The sequence below is a fragment of the Methanoculleus marisnigri JR1 genome (assembly GCF_000015825.1).
GTDB classification, from domain to species: Archaea; Halobacteriota; Methanomicrobia; order Methanomicrobiales; family Methanoculleaceae; genus Methanoculleus; species Methanoculleus marisnigri.
Window position 1 is genome coordinate 277,456 of record NC_009051.1, and the last position, 18,392, is coordinate 295,847.

14 protein-coding genes, 1 tRNA gene and 1 pseudogene are annotated in these 18,392 nt (G+C 61.4%); 12 read left to right on the plus strand and 4 right to left on the minus strand.

Annotated features, from left to right (window positions below; genetic code table 11):
• Window positions 1-17 precede the first annotated feature (17 nt).
• The 5 genes from MEMAR_RS01435 to MEMAR_RS01455 all read left to right on the plus strand — a co-directional run bounded on the left by MEMAR_RS01435 (window position 18) and on the right by MEMAR_RS01455 (window position 6,216).
• Complete coding sequence (locus tag MEMAR_RS01435) at window positions 18-2,666, plus strand: DNA-directed RNA polymerase subunit A' (protein ID WP_011843155.1); 2,649 nt, start codon at window positions 18-20, stop codon at window positions 2,664-2,666.
• Window positions 2,667-2,674: 8 nt separating this feature from the next.
• Window positions 2,675-3,835, plus strand: a complete 1,161-nt coding sequence (rpoA2, locus tag MEMAR_RS01440) for a DNA-directed RNA polymerase subunit A'' (RefSeq protein WP_394295774.1) — start codon at window positions 2,675-2,677, stop codon at window positions 3,833-3,835.
• 11 nt (window positions 3,836-3,846) lie between these two features.
• Window positions 3,847-4,134 carry a 50S ribosomal protein L30e gene (locus MEMAR_RS01445; RefSeq protein ID WP_011843157.1) on the plus strand — a complete coding sequence of 96 codons (288 nt, stop codon included), beginning with the start codon at window positions 3,847-3,849 and terminating at the stop codon, window positions 4,132-4,134.
• 3 nt (window positions 4,135-4,137) lie between these two features.
• Window positions 4,138-4,587: a NusA-like transcription termination signal-binding factor gene (locus MEMAR_RS01450; RefSeq protein WP_011843158.1), complete on the plus strand. Its 450-nt coding sequence runs from the start codon at window positions 4,138-4,140 to the stop codon at window positions 4,585-4,587.
• Window positions 4,588-4,848: 261 nt separating this feature from the next.
• Complete coding sequence (locus tag MEMAR_RS01455) at window positions 4,849-6,216, plus strand: hypothetical protein (protein ID WP_143706293.1); 1,368 nt, start codon at window positions 4,849-4,851, stop codon at window positions 6,214-6,216.
• A 61-nt stretch (window positions 6,217-6,277) separates the two neighbouring features.
• On the opposite strand, the gene MEMAR_RS01460 is transcribed toward MEMAR_RS01455, so the two are convergent.
• From MEMAR_RS01460 to MEMAR_RS12605, 3 genes and pseudogenes are all read right to left on the minus strand, one after another.
• The gene (locus MEMAR_RS01460) at window positions 6,278-7,315 is read right to left on the minus strand and encodes a DUF1786 domain-containing protein (protein WP_011843160.1); all 1,038 of its coding nucleotides are present in this window, start codon (window positions 7,313-7,315) and stop codon (window positions 6,278-6,280) included.
• A gap of 212 nt (window positions 7,316-7,527) precedes the next feature.
• Window positions 7,528-9,498, minus strand: a complete 1,971-nt coding sequence (gene nrdD, locus MEMAR_RS01465; protein ID WP_011843161.1) for an anaerobic ribonucleoside-triphosphate reductase — start codon at window positions 9,496-9,498, stop codon at window positions 7,528-7,530.
• Window positions 9,499-9,508: 10 nt separating this feature from the next.
• Window positions 9,509-9,859: pseudogene (locus MEMAR_RS12605) on the minus strand (nucleotide-binding protein); the annotation flags it as partial.
• A 313-nt stretch (window positions 9,860-10,172) separates the two neighbouring features.
• On the opposite strand from MEMAR_RS12605, the gene MEMAR_RS01470 reads away from it, so the two are divergent.
• Complete coding sequence (locus MEMAR_RS01470; RefSeq protein WP_245526628.1) at window positions 10,173-10,577, plus strand: roadblock/LC7 domain-containing protein; 405 nt, start codon at window positions 10,173-10,175, stop codon at window positions 10,575-10,577.
• Window positions 10,577-11,212, plus strand: coding sequence for a response regulator (locus MEMAR_RS01475; RefSeq protein ID WP_011843150.1), 636 nt, complete (start codon window positions 10,577-10,579; stop codon window positions 11,210-11,212). Before MEMAR_RS01470 ends, MEMAR_RS01475 begins: the two co-directional genes overlap by 1 nt.
• An 83-nt stretch (window positions 11,213-11,295) precedes the next feature.
• Here MEMAR_RS01475 and MEMAR_RS01480 read toward each other — a convergent pair whose 3' ends face one another.
• The gene (locus tag MEMAR_RS01480) at window positions 11,296-11,727 is read right to left on the minus strand and encodes a phosphate-starvation-inducible PsiE family protein (RefSeq protein ID WP_011843151.1); all 432 of its coding nucleotides are present in this window, start codon (window positions 11,725-11,727) and stop codon (window positions 11,296-11,298) included.
• Window positions 11,728-11,916: 189 nt separating this feature from the next.
• Here MEMAR_RS01480 and MEMAR_RS01485 point away from each other — a divergent pair.
• The 5 genes from MEMAR_RS01485 to MEMAR_RS01505 all read left to right on the plus strand — a co-directional run bounded on the left by MEMAR_RS01485 (window position 11,917) and on the right by MEMAR_RS01505 (window position 18,386).
• Window positions 11,917-11,990, plus strand: a tRNA-Lys gene (locus MEMAR_RS01485).
• 78 nt (window positions 11,991-12,068) lie between these two features.
• Window positions 12,069-12,320, plus strand: coding sequence for a DNA-directed RNA polymerase subunit H (locus MEMAR_RS01490; RefSeq protein WP_011843152.1), 252 nt, complete (start codon window positions 12,069-12,071; stop codon window positions 12,318-12,320).
• Window positions 12,321-12,363: 43 nt separating this feature from the next.
• Window positions 12,364-13,905 (plus strand): DNA-directed RNA polymerase subunit B'', encoded by a 1,542-nt coding sequence (locus tag MEMAR_RS01495; RefSeq protein WP_011843153.1) that lies wholly within the window; start codon window positions 12,364-12,366, stop codon window positions 13,903-13,905.
• A complete protein-coding gene (gene rpoB, locus MEMAR_RS01500; RefSeq protein ID WP_011843154.1) occupies window positions 13,902-15,716 on the plus strand; it encodes a DNA-directed RNA polymerase subunit B in 1,815 nt (604 codons plus the stop codon). Before MEMAR_RS01495 ends, rpoB begins: the two co-directional genes overlap by 4 nt.
• A 21-nt stretch (window positions 15,717-15,737) precedes the next feature.
• Window positions 15,738-18,386, plus strand: coding sequence for a DNA-directed RNA polymerase subunit A' (locus tag MEMAR_RS01505; protein ID WP_011843155.1), 2,649 nt, complete (start codon window positions 15,738-15,740; stop codon window positions 18,384-18,386).
• Window positions 18,387-18,392 lie beyond the last annotated feature (6 nt).

Sequence of the window (18,392 nt, forward strand, 5' to 3'; positions counted from 1 at the left end):
GGGGGCACAATCAAACTATGACCAGTCCAAAACGTGTTGGAAGGATCGAGTTCGGGCTCTTCTCCCCGAAGGAGATCCGCAAGATGAGCGTCCGGAAGATCATCTGGGCGGACACCTATGACGACGACGGGTTTCCCTACCCGCAGGGCCTGATGGACCTGAACCTGGGCGTCATCGACCCCGGTCTCCGGTGCAAGACCTGCGACCAGAAAGCGGCCGATTGTCCGGGCCACTTCGGGCACATCGAACTCGCGAAGCCCGTCATCCACGTCGGCTACACCCGGCTGATCCGGAAACTCCTGCGGGTGACCTGCAGGTCGTGCTCCCGGCTGCTGATGACGTCCGAAGAGGTCGAGAAGATCATCGGACCCGAGGACAGCGAACTCGCGGGCGAGATCGTCTCCGAGAAAGACATCAAGAAAGAACGGGTCTGCCCCCACTGCGGGGAGCAGCAGCTCAAGATCAACTTCGAGAAACCCACCACCTTCTCCGAGGTCTTCGTGGAAGACGGGAGAAAGGTCGAGCACAAGCTGACCCCGGCCGATATCCGGGCACGCCTCGAGCGGATCCCGGACGACGATCTCCGGGCTCTCGGGGTCAACCCGGACGTCGCGCGCCCTGAGTGGACGATCCTCACTGTTCTCCCGGTCCCGCCGGTCACGATGCGGCCCTCGATCATTCTCGAGAACGGGCAGCGGTCCGAGGATGACCTGACCCACAAGCTCGTGGACATCATCAGGATCAACCAGCGGTTCAAGGAGAACCAGGACGCCGGTGCACCCCAGCTGATCATCGAGGATCTCTGGGAACTCCTGCAGTATCACGTCACCACCTACCTCGACAACGAGGTGGCGGGGTGCCCGCCTGCCCGGCACCGGAGCGGTCGGCCCTTAAAGACCCTGTCGCAGCGTCTCAAGGGGAAGGAAGGACGGTTCCGCGGCTCGCTTTCGGGCAAGCGTGTGAACTTCTCCGCTCGTACGGTCATCTCTCCCGATCCGAACCTCTCGATCGGCGAGGTGGGGATACCGCTCGCCATTGCAAACGAGATGACGCTTCCGATAAGGGTGACCACGTTCAACATCGAAGAGATGAGGCAGTATGTCCTGAACGGCCCCGAACGCCCCACCATCCGGTCACCCTGCGGCGCAAACTACGCTATTCGGCCGGACAACAGGAGGATGCGTCTTTCGGACGCGAACCTGGAGACGGTCGCGGAGATGATCGAGCCGGGCTGGACGGTGGAGCGGCAGTTAAAGGATAACGATATCGTTCTCTTCAACCGGCAGCCCTCGCTGCACCGGATGAGCATCATGGCCCACCGGGTCGTCGTGATGGACGGAAAGACGTTCCGGCTGAACCCGGCTGTCTGCCCCCCCTACAACGCCGACTTCGACGGCGACGAGATGAACCTGCATATCCCGCAGACCGAGGAGGCGCGGGCCGAGGCCGAGATCCTGGTCTCGGTGTCGTCGAACATCCTATCGCCGAGGACCGGCGGCCCGATCATCGGGGGTATTCACGACCACATCTCGGGTATCTTTCTCCTGACGCATACCGTCCGCCACTTCAGCAAGGAGGAGGTGCTCTACCTCACCCAGCACCTGCCCGTCGAACACCTGCCCGAGCCGGACCGAATGGACGAGAACGGCAACCCCCTCTGGACGAACAAGCAGGTCTTCTCGCTCGTTCTCCCCGACAACCTGAACATGGTCTTCCAGGCCTCGTCGTGCCAGAACTGCGAGACCTGCAAGCGGGAGATGTGCGAGAACGATGCGTTCGTCCGGGTCGTCAACGGGAACCTGATCACCGGTACCATCGACAAGAAGGGGATCGGCGCGTTCGACGGTCAGATCCTGCACCGGATCATCAGGCAGCACGGCATGAAGCGGGCAGCCCGGTTCATCGACGACGTGACCAAACTCTCGATCCGGGGCATCATGCTCGAAGGGTTCTCGTTCGGTATTGACGACGAAGACCTGACCCGGACGGAGTACGGCCAGATCGACGAGGTGCTCGATGGCGCCATCAGCGATGTCGACCGCCGGATCAAGATCTACAACGAGGGACAGCTCGAACCGATGCCCGGGCGGACGCTTGAAGAGACACTCGAGATGCAGATCATGCAGGTGCTCGGCAAGGCCCGTGACCGCACCGGTGAGATTGCCGGGCGGCATCTCGGGATGGACAACAGTGCCGTGGTGATGGCGGTCTCCGGTGCGCGTGGGTCGATGCTGAACCTGACGCAGATGGCCGGGTGTCTCGGACAGCAGTCCGTTCGTGGCGAGCGAATCATGCGTGGCTACGAGGACCGGACGCTGCCGCACTTCAGGCGGAACGAGCGCGGCGCCGAGGCGCACGGGTTCATCACCAACAGTTACAAGAGCGGTCTCTCTCCCACCGAGTTTTTCTTCCACGCCATCGGTGGGCGTGAGGGTCTTGTGGACACTGCGGTCAGGACGTCGCAGAGCGGGTACCTCCAGCGGCGGATGATCAACGCCCTGCAGGACCTCAAGGTGGCGTACGACGGCACCGTCCGGACGACGGGCGGCCGGATCATCCAGTTCCGCTACGGCGAGGACGGAACCGACCCCGGAAGGAGCAGTTACGGCGCCCCGGTGGACGTGAAGGGTATCATCGAGAGCGTGCTAAAGGAGGAGGTCAAATGAACAGCGATATGGAGCAGCGGATCGATTCCCTCGATCTGCCTTACCGGACGCGGGAAGACCTCAAAGCGAGTCTTGCGGATCGGGACGTCACCGAGGAAGAGTTCGAGCAGATTCTCGAGATGGTCTTTTCGGAGTATCAGAAGAGCCGGATCGAGCCCTGCGAGGCGGTCGGTGTCGTGGCGGCGCAGTCGATCGGCGAGCCCGGCACCCAGATGACGATGCGTACGTTCCACTACGCGGGTGTGGCCGAGATCAACGTTACCCTCGGTCTCCCCCGCCTGATCGAGATCATGGACGCCCGGCGCGAGCCGAGCACCCCCACGATGGCGGTCCACCTGCTGGACGACTGGGCGTTCAACCGCGACCGCGCCCGCGAGGTGAGCTGGCAGATCGAGGCCGCGCCGCTCCACGAGTTCGGGGATATCACCATCGACATGGAGAACATGCAGGTCCTCGTCATGTTGAACAAGGCGGTCTGCGACCGGCGCAAGATCTCGATCGACGAGATCCTCGAGGCGGGGCCGAGGAAGATGCGTGAAAAGCGGCACTTCCGCGACTTCGATGTCGAGGGGGACCCGAAGAGGGCCTCGATCACGTTCACTCCGAAGAACCGGGAGAGCTACCAGAACCTCTTCCAGCTCGCGGAACACGTCCGGCACGTCATCGTCCAGGGTATCGACGATATCGAGCGGGTCGTCGTCAGAAAGGAAGGCGGAGAGTATATCCTTTATACTGAGGGCTCCAACCTAAAAGATGTCTTCGAAGTCGAAGGAGTCGATACCTCCCGCACCCGGAGCAACAACATCAGCGAGATCGCCGATGTGCTCGGTATCGAGGCCGGCCGGAATGCAATCATCCAGGAGGCCTTAAGCACCCTGAACGAACAGGGTATCGGCGTCGATGTCCGTCATATCATGCTCGTCGCGGATATGATGTGCATGGAGGGCGAGGTCAAGCAGATCGGCCGGCACGGTATTGCCGGCGAGAAGGAGAGTGTCCTTTCCCGGGCTGCATTCGAAGTAACGGTCAACCATCTGCTGGATGCTGCAATCGCGAACGAGGTGGACGAATTAAACGGCGTCACCGAGAACGTGATCGTGGGCCAGCCAATCCAGCTTGGCACCGGTGATGTGAAACTCATCGCAAAACCCATAAACTTGAAAATCTAGGAGAAATCATAATGGACTTTAATGCTTCACTACGCAAAGCCGTGAAGACTGGTACCGTGTTCCTGGGCCGAAACAAGACCCGGGAATCCATCGAGGCAGGCAAGGCCAAACTTGTCGTGGTTGCCAGGAACAGCCCGGAATCCGTTAAAAATCTGGTGAATGAGATCGATATCCCTGTCTACGCCTACGAAGGCTCGAGCGTCCAGCTCGGGAAAGCCTGCGGCATGCCGTACGTCGTCAGTGCGCTCGCCGTGATCGAGCCAGGCGAATCCGATATCCTGAGTGCTGCGAGAGTGTAGACGATGCCACAGGTCACGCTGACTGAGGAGTGCATGCGCCTCATCTCCCAGTTCGAGAGCCTTACCGGCGCAGGCAGCCGCGATTGCATCGTCGATAACCGCAACGAGCGGATAATCTTCGTGATCAATCCCGGCGATATGGGACTCGCCATCGGCAAGAGCGGGTCGAGCATCAAGAAGGCTTCCGACGTGATGGGGAAGCGCATCGAGGTCGTGGAATACTCTGCGGACCCGAGCCAGTTCCTCCGGAACTGCTTCCTTCCTGCTCAGGTCACCGGTATCGACTTCGACACGGACGAGGAGGATCAGCAGATCGCCCTTATCGATGTCCGGGACGAGGATCGGGGCCTTGCCATCGGCAAAGCGGGGAAGAATATCTTCAAGGCAAAAGTTCTCGCGCAGCGCCAGCATGACATCGCCGATGTCCAGCTGATGCAGAACGATTCTGCCTGAACACCTTTTTTGAAGTAATCCGGCAACCTCCCCGACGAGGAGTGTCCCGGGGCGGCAGGTAGTATCTCCCGAACAGTTCTCCCGGGGGCGATTTGCGGGGAGGCTTCGAGTGCGCTCCTGCCCGGAAATTATTTATACTGGTATGTGCCCCATGAGATTCCCATGAACGGAGTCCCCGCCCGGATAGTGAAGCCTGCCCTGGCTGCGGCAGAACCGGCGAACAGAGTGCGTGGAGTTCCCGGACCCCGGAGGGCGGCACCGTTGAGGTCTCTTCTCCTCGCTATTGTGGTTCTGGTGCTCTGCATCGGCATGCTCGCTCCTCTTGCATCCGCTCTCCCCGGCTCCGACGAGAACGGCACCGCCGATGCACCGGGCGAGAAGCTTGCCGATAAAAAAGCGCCGATCACGCCTGCAGAGAGCCTGGATCCTGAAGAACAGGACGAAAAGATCCTGTCGAATTCTACCGGGGCGACGGTTGGAAACGGCAACGAGACCGCCGATGCGGAGACGAATGGGACGCTGACGGCAGCGCCGTCCCAGAATGCAACAACCACCACTGAACCCACCGCGACGAAGACCGCCGTTGCCGACGACAAGAAGAAAAAGAAGAGTGCGAACCCGACACCCACCCTGGAGCGGTATGCTCCCCCGCGACCGAGCGCGACGATGGCGAAATCGCACTATTCTCAAGACCGGCCGCTGGTTCAGAGCGACCACCAGATGATCCTCCCTGGATCGTCGTACACCCCCGAGGAGAACGAGACCGGGATACCGTCCGCCGTCGCCGTACCGCGCGACGGCCTGCTCGTCAGGGGTATCGGGGTGCTCCTCGACCGGACACCCGAAGACGTCGTCCTTACCCGGAGCGGGGTGGAGATAGCGAATCTCGACTGGCTGCTCGACCCGGCGATGCGCCTGGGCAGTCGGCACCCGCGGGCGGTCCTGGAGGGGGAGACATTCACCGTCATCGTGACGGTCGAGGCCAGGAACGTGACGGTCACGGAGGAGAACCCTGCCTACGTCGTCCTGGTGCCGCCCCCGGACGAGACCGGGGTCTATGAGATCACGCGGACCCGTGAGTTCCAGACCCTCGGGGACGGGGAACGCGGCGTCTGGGAGTTTACGGTCGTCACCCGTACCGGGAGGCTGACGCTTGCGAACCTCACCCTTCCCGAGGAGCGGCTGGTCACCAACCTGACGTCGAACCCCAACCTCTTCGCCTTCCAGGCATACGCTCTTGCCGGCGACCAGGAGGTGCCTTCATCGGGCTTCTCCGACCCGGTGCTCGCCATCCGGCCTGAGGGGGATGCGGGCGCGGCGGAGGAGTCTTCCCTCCCCGGACTCTACGCGCTTTCGGGCGTCGAGAACTCGACGCTCAGTCCGTCGGAGACGATGGCCGGGGCGTGGGCGCGGGGCGTCGACCACGATGCGATCGTTGCCGCGGCGGTCGGGGACCTCGAGATCTTGAACGGTCTTGGGAAGGAGGAGTTGGCGGCCATTTATGATCTGGAAGGGGGAGGAGAGGGTGGAGCGGGTGGAGACCCGTCTGCATCCTCGCCGTCGATATTCGACCAGATCATGGAGTTCTTCCGGGGGCTGTTCGGGATGAACCAGGAACGTGCTTCGTGAGTGGGGACGGGTACTCCTTTTCCCCGGTTCCTGTCTGGACGCCCGATCAACCTCCGCTCTTTCAGAGCGTCGGTTCTCTGAACCTCTTCCAGAGATACGCGAGCCCGAAGCACCCCGAGAGCATCATGTCCCCGAAGGGCGCCGCCTGGTAGGCCTCCGGCAGCAGCCTGAGCCGGTTCGGGCCGGTGACCGCCACGGCACCCGTGGCGAGGGGCTTTCTGATCGCCGCCCCGTGACCGCCGTCGTCGAAGACTTCCTCCGTGGTCAGGGTGCCGTCGGCGAGCCGCCTGATGTAGTCCTGCAGTTTCGCAGGATCGAGCGCGCCGGTGTGGTGCTCGAAGAGGCCGTGGATCTCCCGTCCTTTCAGGGTGAAGCAGAGGGTGTGCCCGTTCCCGGCGTTGACGAGGGTCACCCCGGTCTTTGCCATGCGCCGAACCTGCGGGTCGCAGAGCGCCCCGATGAGGGCGGCCGGCCCGGTGTCGGTGACGAACGCTCCCGGTGCCTGGCTCAGGACAGCCTGCATCCGGGTCATATCGGCGATTGGGGGGTCGCTCGCGAGCGAGAGGAGGTCCCAATCCCCGGCGTCCAGTCGCTCCCGCATCAGTTCGAACCGGTGGATGCGGTTGCTCCGGTGCGGGGAGTAGCCGTGATCCTGGACCGCTATCGCCACGTTCTGTGGGTAGTCCACGCCGAAGAGGGAGAGCGCCTGCCTGAGTTCCGGTTCCATATAGTCGGTGGTGCGGACGACCGCCGCGTCTCCCGGAGGGGCAGTGCGGATCTCAACTCCAAGCGCCCGCACCCGTTCCGGGTCGTCGTGGAGGGTCAGAGCGGCCTTGGGCGTGGCGTAGACCGGGAGATCTGCCGCCAGGTGCTTCCGTATCGCGCCGGTGTTCGCGCCGCCGCCCATCAGGTACCCGTCCAGGAAGACCGGGCGCCCCGCCCGGGTCGCCTCCCGGATCTTCGCCGCCGCCACCACGGTCGGGGAGGGGAGGACCAGTTTGATGCTGTTCTCGACCGCCCGGCCGGGCTCGTAGACCAGGATGTCCTGGGTGCCCCTGCCGACATCGATGGCAAGGAGCGGGGTTTTGAGATCGATCATGGGTGTGCCTCACGCGCTGCCGCTACGTCGTGCCGGCAGCTCCTACATTAAGTTTTGCTGCGAAGCAAAAAAAGGTGCTCTGCGAAATGCTTTACACAATTTCGCGCGAAGTTTCGTGGCCCTCGTGTGAGATCGTATCGCTATCTGCACCCGTTAACTCACGCGAAGTGCGAGCGCAGCGAGCTTGAGCACTGAAGGTGTGATGATCCCGGTCAGGCACCTGCCCGGTCTGCCGCCGGAGAGGTGCCGGCCGTCTTCCCCGTGTCGGGGCGCGCCGGTTTTAGTTCCCGGTACTCCTTCAGGGAAACCGTGAGATCCCGGGTGAAGGCGAAGTAGCCGATCTGCGTCGTCCGGCAGAGGTTCATCGCCATCTCCATCAGTCCGCGGGGGTCGGGGCGCGCCTCCCCGAGCCATACGTGGAAGATGTTTCCGCCGTCCACGATGGGGAAGAAGATGTGCTCGATCTCGATCCGTTTCGTGAGCGGAACGGGGGCTCCCGGGGCGATATGCGTCCCGTTGGTGTAGTAGATGGGGAGGTCGAGCGTCGTGCCGAGCGTATCGAGCGCCGCATCGGCGTCGCCCTTGACGACCCGGATGGCGTGGTCGCGGAACCGCTCGTCGAGGAGGTCCGCGACGGCAAACCGCTGCCCGGTTGTCTCTGCCGGGGTGCGGGCGAGGGCGATCGTCATGTTGTGCTTCTGCGAGAGTTCACGGGCGTACATCTCGAGTTCGGTCATTGCCCGGACGGCGAGACGGAACGCGTCGCGCGACTCATGGAGCTGGTGACCGGTGAAGTGCTGCACCATCTCGTTGACGCCGACCACGCCGATGGTGTAGACGAGCCCCTCGAGATCCACGGCAACCGCGCCGCGTTCGCCGGTGTTCGGGTCCTTCGGGCGCTGCATCGCAAACGGCATCCGGCCGTTTGTCCGGATGTGAGACATCCAGCGGCGCTTGATCCGGAAGAGTTCGACGGCGGTATCCATGAGCGCCTTCAGTTCGGCAAAGAGCCGTTCCTGGTCGCCCTCCGCCTTGTACGCCGCCCGTGGGCAGTTGATGGACATCACCATCCATGACCCCATCGAGAAGTGCTTCCCTTCCCGGAAGTAGAGTTTGTCCTCGAACTCGTCGTCCTCGTCGGCGAGGGAGGAGAACTGGTAGGCACAGCATTGATAGCACGAGATCCCCTCGCCGGCGCCCCGGTAGGGAGGGATCTGATTGTCGTAGTAGGGGGTGCCGTATTTGGACGCGAGTTCGAACGTCATCAGGTAGAGGTCCTGGTAGGTCGGGAGGTCGGGGTGCTCGCGGTTGAACTCCTCGTCCTCGTTAAGGAAGTCGGGCTCGATGCTGATCTCGGGTTTCGGGAAGGAGAAGGGCTTGCCCCAGTAGTCCCCCTCGAGCATCACCTCCATCAGCGCCTTGAAGAGGAGCCGGACCTCCCGTTCGAACTCGTTGTAGGTCCGGAGCGGTGCCTGTTCTCCGTTCCAGACCTTGCCGCGGTAGACGCAGGGCTTGTCCTTCCAGAGGGTGGGGACGCCCGGGGAGAGCTGGACCGACGAGAAGACCACCTGGCCGCCGCGGGCGACCATCATCTGGGTCATCTCGTAGACGAACATCTGCATCAGCTGCTTGATCTCCTCGTAGTCCATCCCCTCGAAGAAGGGCGCCATGAACGTGAGGAAGTTGTAGTAGCCCTGGCCGCCGGCGAAGTTCGTCTGGGCGGAGCCGAGCGCCTTGACCGCGTGGAGGACCGCCACCTCGGCCCTCTTCGCGGGGCCGGCGACCGAGGCCTTCGTCCCGTTCCCATCAGGCATCAGGCCGTAGTAGAGGAAGTAGCGCAGGTCCCAATCCTGGCAAAACGGGCGGGTCCCGAAGTACTCCAGGTCGTGGATGTGGAGATCGCCGCGGAGGTGGTGGTCCGCAAGGTCCGGGGGGAGCTGCAGGAGGTACTGCTCCTTGCTGATCTTGTCCGCCTTCTTCTTGTGGGATGTCTCGGCGTTCTCCTGGAGGTTGGCGTTGTCGTGCGCCTCGAATCCCCGTCCCACATCGATGAGGTGCGCGTCGAAGACCGGGGTTCCCACCCGGGTGCAGACGTTGCGGTAGGGGACGAGGCCGCGCTCGAGGAGCGTCATGTTGACGATCTCGCGGATGAGGGGGCCGGAGAGCGACTGGAGGCCCAGCATCTGGATCTTCCTCGAGAAGAAGGAAATCACAACGGTCGGTGAGATCGCACATCACGTCTCTAAGCCGTTCCGGGTTCGCGTTCTGGAACCCCTGGAGCGAAAGGCCGCTGGGTACTACCTTGAGACCGTACGGCCCCACGTACATTGCATCCTGGATTGACGCCGTCCCTGCCAGAACCTCGTGGAGCGTGATCGGGGTCTCTGCAAGCCCCAATACCAGCCCGAGATTGGCCATCCCGACATCCGTATCGACGATACACGTTTCCCTGCCATGCTGAGCCAGTGCTGTTCCCAGGTTTGCGGTAACGGTCGTCTTCCCGGTTCCGCCTTTTCCGGAGGCGATAGTGTAGGCCCTGATCATCCAAACCCGTCTCAAGGATAGATCGTAGTTTTCAAACATAAACTTATTTATTTGCCCCTCTAGCTTGGAGGAGATAAATGCAATTTTTGAAGGTGGAAATACTTTTTCTCGGAAAAGCCTGAATGGAAAATGTCTGGAGCTTTTCCATGGCCTGATTTCACGATTATATCGCGGGCCTGGTCGAGTTGCGGCAACCGGAGTTCTTCGTTTCAGGGACTGCGATTCCCTATTGGGCGTGGTAAAAGCGAGTTGGCAAAGTGGTTCGATGCAATGCAGATTCGATATTCATATATGATGCGACGCAGATACCTCAATGAGATATCTCGGGGTTAATCTGATGAGCCGTCATCCCTTCATGGAAGAGAGTGCCCAAAGGCACATCGATGAGATCCAGTCCGTTGTCGGTGTTGCTGCATGCGCTCTCGTATCCAGTGAAGGCAGAATTTTGGGTAAACGCTTCCCGGAAGGTGACCTCACATCGTCGCTCTGCGCAGCAATGTGCGCAACGGTCCTCGCATCGGCAGAGGCGGCCTGCGGCAGCGTCAACATGGAGCGCCCGTTCCTGGTCACCGTTACCTCAGCCGACGCTACAATCCTCATCGTGAGCGTCGGGGAGGCCGCCCTGATCACAGCGGTAATTGATAAGTCAGCGGATCTACCCACAGTACAGAGACAGTTATTGGATATAGCAGTCAGGATCGGAGAGGAGGAGGCATGATGTATACGATATTGGTTGTCGACGATAGCCCCATGATCGTCGACGTTTTTGTTACCATGCTGGAGCGTGGCGGCTATCGGCCGATCACCGCTTTCAGTGGCGAGGAGTGTCTTGAGGCCCTGAATGCGACCCCTCCTGACCTGGTACTTCTGGATATCATGATGGAGCCGATGGACGGCTGGGAGACGCTCGAGCGGATCAAGACCGACCCCGCAACGCGGGATATCCCCGTCCTCATGCTGACCGCAAAACCTCTCACGCCCGAAGAGGCGAACGAATACGGTTCCTACATAGAGGACTATATCCTCAAGCCCACCACCCATCACCAGCTCTACGAGGCCATCGAGCACGTGCTGGCGCGCCGGCACTCCATCGCCGCCGACATCGAGCGGGCGCGCGAAGCCGGCGTGGACTCGCACCTCGTCGACGAGTACGAACGTCTCGCAAAAAGCGTCGATATCAACCGCCGCCTCTTAAAGATTTTAGAGACCACTTACAGCATCAAGGATGCCCGGGCGGGCATGGGCGAGGACATCACGAGGGCCATAAAGAGCATGGCGGTGAGCATCAAGATTCAGGAAGAGCGGCTGAATCAGGTTCGCAACCAGTTTGAAGAGCTCTTCGTGGCGCGTTGATCGTCCTCGCTCTCAACATCGAAGTTTTTGCGTCCTGTTCGGGCTCGATCGCTTCGGATCCCTGCTCCCGCCCTTTTCTGTCCTTAGTAGCCATCTGCGCGTTCCCGCTTCCCGATATAGACGATCGCGGTCGTCAGCACGAGGATCGCCGCGAGTGTCATCCCGATATCGATGGGTTCGACGGGTTCGACCCCGAAGGTCAGCACCCGCCGCACCATTGCGGTGATGCCTGCAATCAGGATCGGCGTCACGAGCACTTTGTTGGTTCTGAAATACGCCGTCACCGTCTCCAGGATCTCAACGATGATGAGGGTCAGAAGGAGCGCGTGCAGCACCCCGAGTATGCCCTGCGTCATGTCTTCGGCGTGAATGAGCGCCGCTACCTGGAGAACGACATCATAGAACGAGAAGATCGCGAGCAGGGAGAGCGAGATGGCGATGAGCAGGTATATGCCCAGCGTTACCCATGATATGGCGGATATGGCCTTATCTGCATGGGATTTAGAGGGAATCATGGGGCACCCTGATCCGGGGAATACGTATATAAACAGGATGTTCGAGGAGCATTAAACATTCCGGTAGGTCTGCAGTGGGTTGATAATTGAAAGGTTTATATCGTTAGACTGCGAATGATATGATACGCCTGCAAGTAAGTTATTTATACTATTCTCGCATTGTAATAATGCTGGATGGCAGTACGCGCGGGGTCTATAGCTCAGTTAGGTAGAGCGCCTGGCTTTTAACCAGGTGGTCGGGGGTTCAAATCCCCTTGGGCCCGTTGCCATGGGCGATGTCTATGGATTTTAACAAGGTGATGTATCTGATACGCAACTTTTTCGTCGGTGAGGTGTAGGTGATGGGGACTTCACTTGACGTACTCAATCATGAGATGGTTCCGGACCATCAGATTATGGGCGAAGAAGAGGTCGCCGACCTTCTTGCGACGTACCATATAACTCTAGAGCAATTGCCGAAAATCTACCACGACGATCCTGCAGTGAAGGCTATCGGGGGCGAGGTCGGGAACGTCATCCGGATCGTTCGCGACAGTCGCACCGCGGGCAGAGCCGAAGCCTACAGGCTCGTTGTGAAGAGACCGAAGAAATAAATTCAGAGGCCGGGAGCTGATCCATCTGTTAGATAGAAGTGTTTTGTCGAGAGCATATTTTGCGCGGGAGCACGTAGCGCGCCACCAGTTAGACTCTTATAACAATTTCCTCCTGCACAACCTTCAGAAAGTCGTCGACGAGCAGCGCGTCATCGAGACCGATATCGAGACTCGGGGGAAAGGAAAGGAGGCTGTATGGGTTGAACTGGGCAAGGTCGAGGTGAAAAAACCTCTTGTCCGTGAAGCGGACGGATCGCAGTCCGAACTCTTCCCGAGCGAGGCGCGCCTGAGAAACCTCACCTATGCGGCGCCCATTCAACTCGAGATGACGCTTGTCCAGGGCGAAGAAGCGCAGGACCCGATCGTCACCACTATCGGGCAGTTGCCGGTGATGGTGGGGTCGGCCGCCTGCAACCTCTACAACATGAGCGACCCCGAGCGGATCGAGCACGGCGAAGATCCCCTCGATCCAGGCGGCTACTTCGTCGTCAACGGCACGGAACGGGTGCTGATGACGCTCGAGGATCTCGCCTCGAACAAGATCATGACCGAGTTCACCGAGCGATACAACGAGCGGATCTACGTGGCGAAGGTCTTCTCGCAGTACCGGGGCTACCGCGCGCTCGTGATCGTCGAGAGGAACAGGAAGAACCTGCTCGAGGTCTCGTTCCCTTCGGTCGCCGGGCACCTCCGCTTCATCGACCTGATGCGGGCGCTGGGGCTGCAGGGCGACCACGACATCGTGGAGGCGGTTTCGACCGACGAGGAGATCCTCACCTTCATGATGCAGAACCTTGAAGAGGGCGAGTGCGACACCGTCGACGAAGGCGTCATGTACGTCGGGAAAAAACTCGCACCCAACCAGACCCGGGACTACCAGCGGAAACGTGCGGAGTTCGTTCTGGACAACTACCTCCTCCCGCACTTAAACTACCTGATGCCGGTGGGCCTGAAGGAGGAAGACCCCGGATACCGGACGGCAGTCGAGGGCGTCCGCCTCGCAAAGGCGCACTTCCTCGGCCGCATGGCCGAGGCCTGTTTCGACCTGGTGCTCGATCGGCGCCGGATCGACGACAAGGACCACTACTCGAACAAGCGGCTGAAACTTGCCGGCGACCTGATGGAAGACCTCTTCCGGATCTCACTCAACCGCTTAACGAGGGACGTGAAGTACCAGCTCGAGCGGGCCAGCATGCGCCACCGCGACCTCTCGATCGGGACCGCCGTGCGCGCGGACGTCCTGACCGAGCGGCTGCTGCACCCGCTTGCCACCGGCAACTGGGTGGGCGGGCGCACCGGCGTCTCGCAGCTCCTCGACCGCGTGGATCACATGGCGGTGCTCTCGCACCTTCGCCGTGTAATCTCGCCTCTCTCCCGCTCGCAGCCTCACTTCGAGGCCCGTGACCTGCACCCCACCCAGTGGGGGCGGATCTGTCCGAGCGAGACGCCTGAGGGACCGAACTGTGGACTGGTGAAGAACTTCGCCCAGATGGTCGAGATCAGCAAGGGTGTAATCAACGAAGAGGAAGTGAAGAACATTCTGTACGATATGGGCGTCATCGCCCTCCGGAGAGAGACGGCATGAGACAGTCACGTGTCTTCGTTGACGGAGCCCTTATCGGGCTTGTGGACGACCCGCGGGAACTGGTCGAGCGGATGCGCGAAATGCGCCGGCACGGCGAGATCTCCTCCGAGGTCAACGTATCCTACAAGGACTTCAACAACGACGTCATCATCCATACCGATCGCGGCAGGGCACGCCGGCCGCTGATCGTGGTCAAAGGCGGTGTTCCGCAGGTAACCGACGACGATATCGAGCGTCTCCGAAACGGCGAGACAATCTTCGAGGACGTGGCGCGGAAGGGCGCGATCGAGTTCGTCGACGCCGAAGAGGAGGAAGACCTCTTCATCGCCATCAACGAGGCGGACCTCACCCCCGAGCACACGCATCTCGAGATCGATCCCTCGCTCATCCTGGGTATCGGTGCGGCGCACGTCCCGTTCCCCGAGCACAACGCCAGTCCCCGTGTCACCATGGGTGCCGGGATGGTCAAGCAGGCGCTCGGCTTTGCGGCATCGAACATGAAACTCCGCCCCGACACCCGGGGACACATGCTCCACTACGGCCAGAAGCCGCTCACCTTCACCCAGACATCCGATGTGATCGGCTCCGACGATCGGCCCGCGGGCCAGAACTTCGTCGTCGCCATCATCTCGTATGAAGGGTTCAACATTGAGGATGCGCTGATCATCAACAAGGCCTCCATCGACCGCGGCCTCGGGCGTTCGCACTTCTTCCGCACCTACGACGGCGAAGAGCGGCGATACCCCGGCGGCCAGGTCGACCGGATCGAGATCCCGGACGAAGAGGTCTCCGGCGCGCACGGTGCCGAGTTCTACGCGAACCTGGACATCGACGGCGTCATCAACCCCGAGACGGTCGTCCGCGAGAAAGACGTGCTGATCGGCAAGACCTCCCCGCCCCGGTTCCTCGAAGAGCCTACGAGCGAGTTGATCGCCGTCGAAAAACGGCGCGACACCTCGGTCACGATGCGGAGCAACGAGCACGGTATCGTGGACACCGTCATCATCACCGAGGGCGAGAACTCCTCGCGCCTGGTGAAGGTCAGGACCCGTGACCTCCGGGTGCCGGAGGTCGGCGACAAGTTCGCTTCCCGGCACGGTCAGAAGGGCGTCATCGGGCTGATCCAGCCTTCGGCGGATATGCCGTTCACCGAGTCGGGCATGACGCCCGACCTGATCATCAACCCCCACGCCGTCCCGAGCCGTATGACCATCGGGCACATGCTCGAGATGCTGGGCGGCAAGGTCGGCTCGCTCGAAGGGCACCGGATCAACGCGACCGCGTTCCGCGGCGAACGCGAGACGGCTCTGCGGAGTTCACTCAAAGAACTCGGTTTTTCGCACAACGGCCGCGAAGTCATGTACGACGGTATCACCGGCCGGCAGTTTGCGGCCGACATCTACATCGGCGTCATCTACTACCAGAAACTCTACCACATGGTATCGAGTAAGATGCACGCGCGGTCGCGCGGCCCCGTGCAGGTGCTCACCCGCCAGCCGACCGAAGGACGTGCCCGCGAGGGTGGTCTCCGGTTCGGTGAGATGGAGCGGGACGTGATGATCGGCCACGGCGCGGCCATGGCCTTAAAAGAACGTCTCCTCGATGAGTCGGACAAGGTGACCCAGTGGGTCTGCGCGAAGTGCGGTATGGTGGCGATGGTCGACCGGAAGAGGAAGGTGACGCGGTGCCTTGCCTGCGGCGGTGAGACCGATATCTACCCTGTCGAGATGAGCTACGCATTCAAGCTCCTCCTCGACGAGATGAAGAGCATGGGCATCGCTCCCCGCCTGAGACTCGACGATATGGTGTAAGAAAGGGGGCACAATCAAACTATGACCAGTCCAAAACGTGTTGGAAGGATCGAGTTCGGGCTCTTCTCCCCGAAGGAGATCCGCAAGATGAGCGTCCGGAAGATCATCTGGGCGGACACCTATGACGACGACGGGTTTCCCTACCCGCAGGGCCTGATGGACCTGAACCTGGGCGTCATCGACCCCGGTCTCCGGTGCAAGACCTGCGACCAGAAAGCGGCCGATTGTCCGGGCCACTTCGGGCACATCGAACTCGCGAAGCCCGTCATCCACGTCGGCTACACCCGGCTGATCCGGAAACTCCTGCGGGTGACCTGCAGGTCGTGCTCCCGGCTGCTGATGACGTCCGAAGAGGTCGAGAAGATCATCGGACCCGAGGACAGCGAACTCGCGGGCGAGATCGTCTCCGAGAAAGACATCAAGAAAGAACGGGTCTGCCCCCACTGCGGGGAGCAGCAGCTCAAGATCAACTTCGAGAAACCCACCACCTTCTCCGAGGTCTTCGTGGAAGACGGGAGAAAGGTCGAGCACAAGCTGACCCCGGCCGATATCCGGGCACGCCTCGAGCGGATCCCGGACGACGATCTCCGGGCTCTCGGGGTCAACCCGGACGTCGCGCGCCCTGAGTGGACGATCCTCACTGTTCTCCCGGTCCCGCCGGTCACGATGCGGCCCTCGATCATTCTCGAGAACGGGCAGCGGTCCGAGGATGACCTGACCCACAAGCTCGTGGACATCATCAGGATCAACCAGCGGTTCAAGGAGAACCAGGACGCCGGTGCACCCCAGCTGATCATCGAGGATCTCTGGGAACTCCTGCAGTATCACGTCACCACCTACCTCGACAACGAGGTGGCGGGGTGCCCGCCTGCCCGGCACCGGAGCGGTCGGCCCTTAAAGACCCTGTCGCAGCGTCTCAAGGGGAAGGAAGGACGGTTCCGCGGCTCGCTTTCGGGCAAGCGTGTGAACTTCTCCGCTCGTACGGTCATCTCTCCCGATCCGAACCTCTCGATCGGCGAGGTGGGGATACCGCTCGCCATTGCAAACGAGATGACGCTTCCGATAAGGGTGACCACGTTCAACATCGAAGAGATGAGGCAGTATGTCCTGAACGGCCCCGAACGCCCCACCATCCGGTCACCCTGCGGCGCAAACTACGCTATTCGGCCGGACAACAGGAGGATGCGTCTTTCGGACGCGAACCTGGAGACGGTCGCGGAGATGATCGAGCCGGGCTGGACGGTGGAGCGGCAGTTAAAGGATAACGATATCGTTCTCTTCAACCGGCAGCCCTCGCTGCACCGGATGAGCATCATGGCCCACCGGGTCGTCGTGATGGACGGAAAGACGTTCCGGCTGAACCCGGCTGTCTGCCCCCCCTACAACGCCGACTTCGACGGCGACGAGATGAACCTGCATATCCCGCAGACCGAGGAGGCGCGGGCCGAGGCCGAGATCCTGGTCTCGGTGTCGTCGAACATCCTATCGCCGAGGACCGGCGGCCCGATCATCGGGGGTATTCACGACCACATCTCGGGTATCTTTCTCCTGACGCATACCGTCCGCCACTTCAGCAAGGAGGAGGTGCTCTACCTCACCCAGCACCTGCCCGTCGAACACCTGCCCGAGCCGGACCGAATGGACGAGAACGGCAACCCCCTCTGGACGAACAAGCAGGTCTTCTCGCTCGTTCTCCCCGACAACCTGAACATGGTCTTCCAGGCCTCGTCGTGCCAGAACTGCGAGACCTGCAAGCGGGAGATGTGCGAGAACGATGCGTTCGTCCGGGTCGTCAACGGGAACCTGATCACCGGTACCATCGACAAGAAGGGGATCGGCGCGTTCGACGGTCAGATCCTGCACCGGATCATCAGGCAGCACGGCATGAAGCGGGCAGCCCGGTTCATCGACGACGTGACCAAACTCTCGATCCGGGGCATCATGCTCGAAGGGTTCTCGTTCGGTATTGACGACGAAGACCTGACCCGGACGGAGTACGGCCAGATCGACGAGGTGCTCGATGGCGCCATCAGCGATGTCGACCGCCGGATCAAGATCTACAACGAGGGACAGCTCGAACCGATGCCCGGGCGGACGCTTGAAGAGACACTCGAGATGCAGATCATGCAGGTGCTCGGCAAGGCCCGTGACCGCACCGGTGAGATTGCCGGGCGGCATCTCGGGATGGACAACAGTGCCGTGGTGATGGCGGTCTCCGGTGCGCGTGGGTCGATGCTGAACCTGACGCAGATGGCCGGGTGTCTCGGACAGCAGTCCGTTCGTGGCGAGCGAATCATGCGTGGCTACGAGGACCGGACGCTGCCGCACTTCAGGCGGAACGAGCGCGGCGCCGAGGCGCACGGGTTCATCACCAACAGTTACAAGAGCGGTCTCTCTCCCACCGAGTTTTTCTTCCACGCCATCGGTGGGCGTGAGGGTCTTGTGGACACTGCGGTCAGGACGTCGCAGAGCGGGTACCTCCAGCGGCGGATGATCAACGCCCTGCAGGACCTCAAGGTGGCGTACGACGGCACCGTCCGGACGACGGGCGGCCGGATCATCCAGTTCCGCTACGGCGAGGACGGAACCGACCCCGGAAGGAGCAGTTACGGCGCCCCGGTGGACGTGAAGGGTATCATCGAGAGCGTGCTAAAGGAGGAGGTCAAATGAACAGCG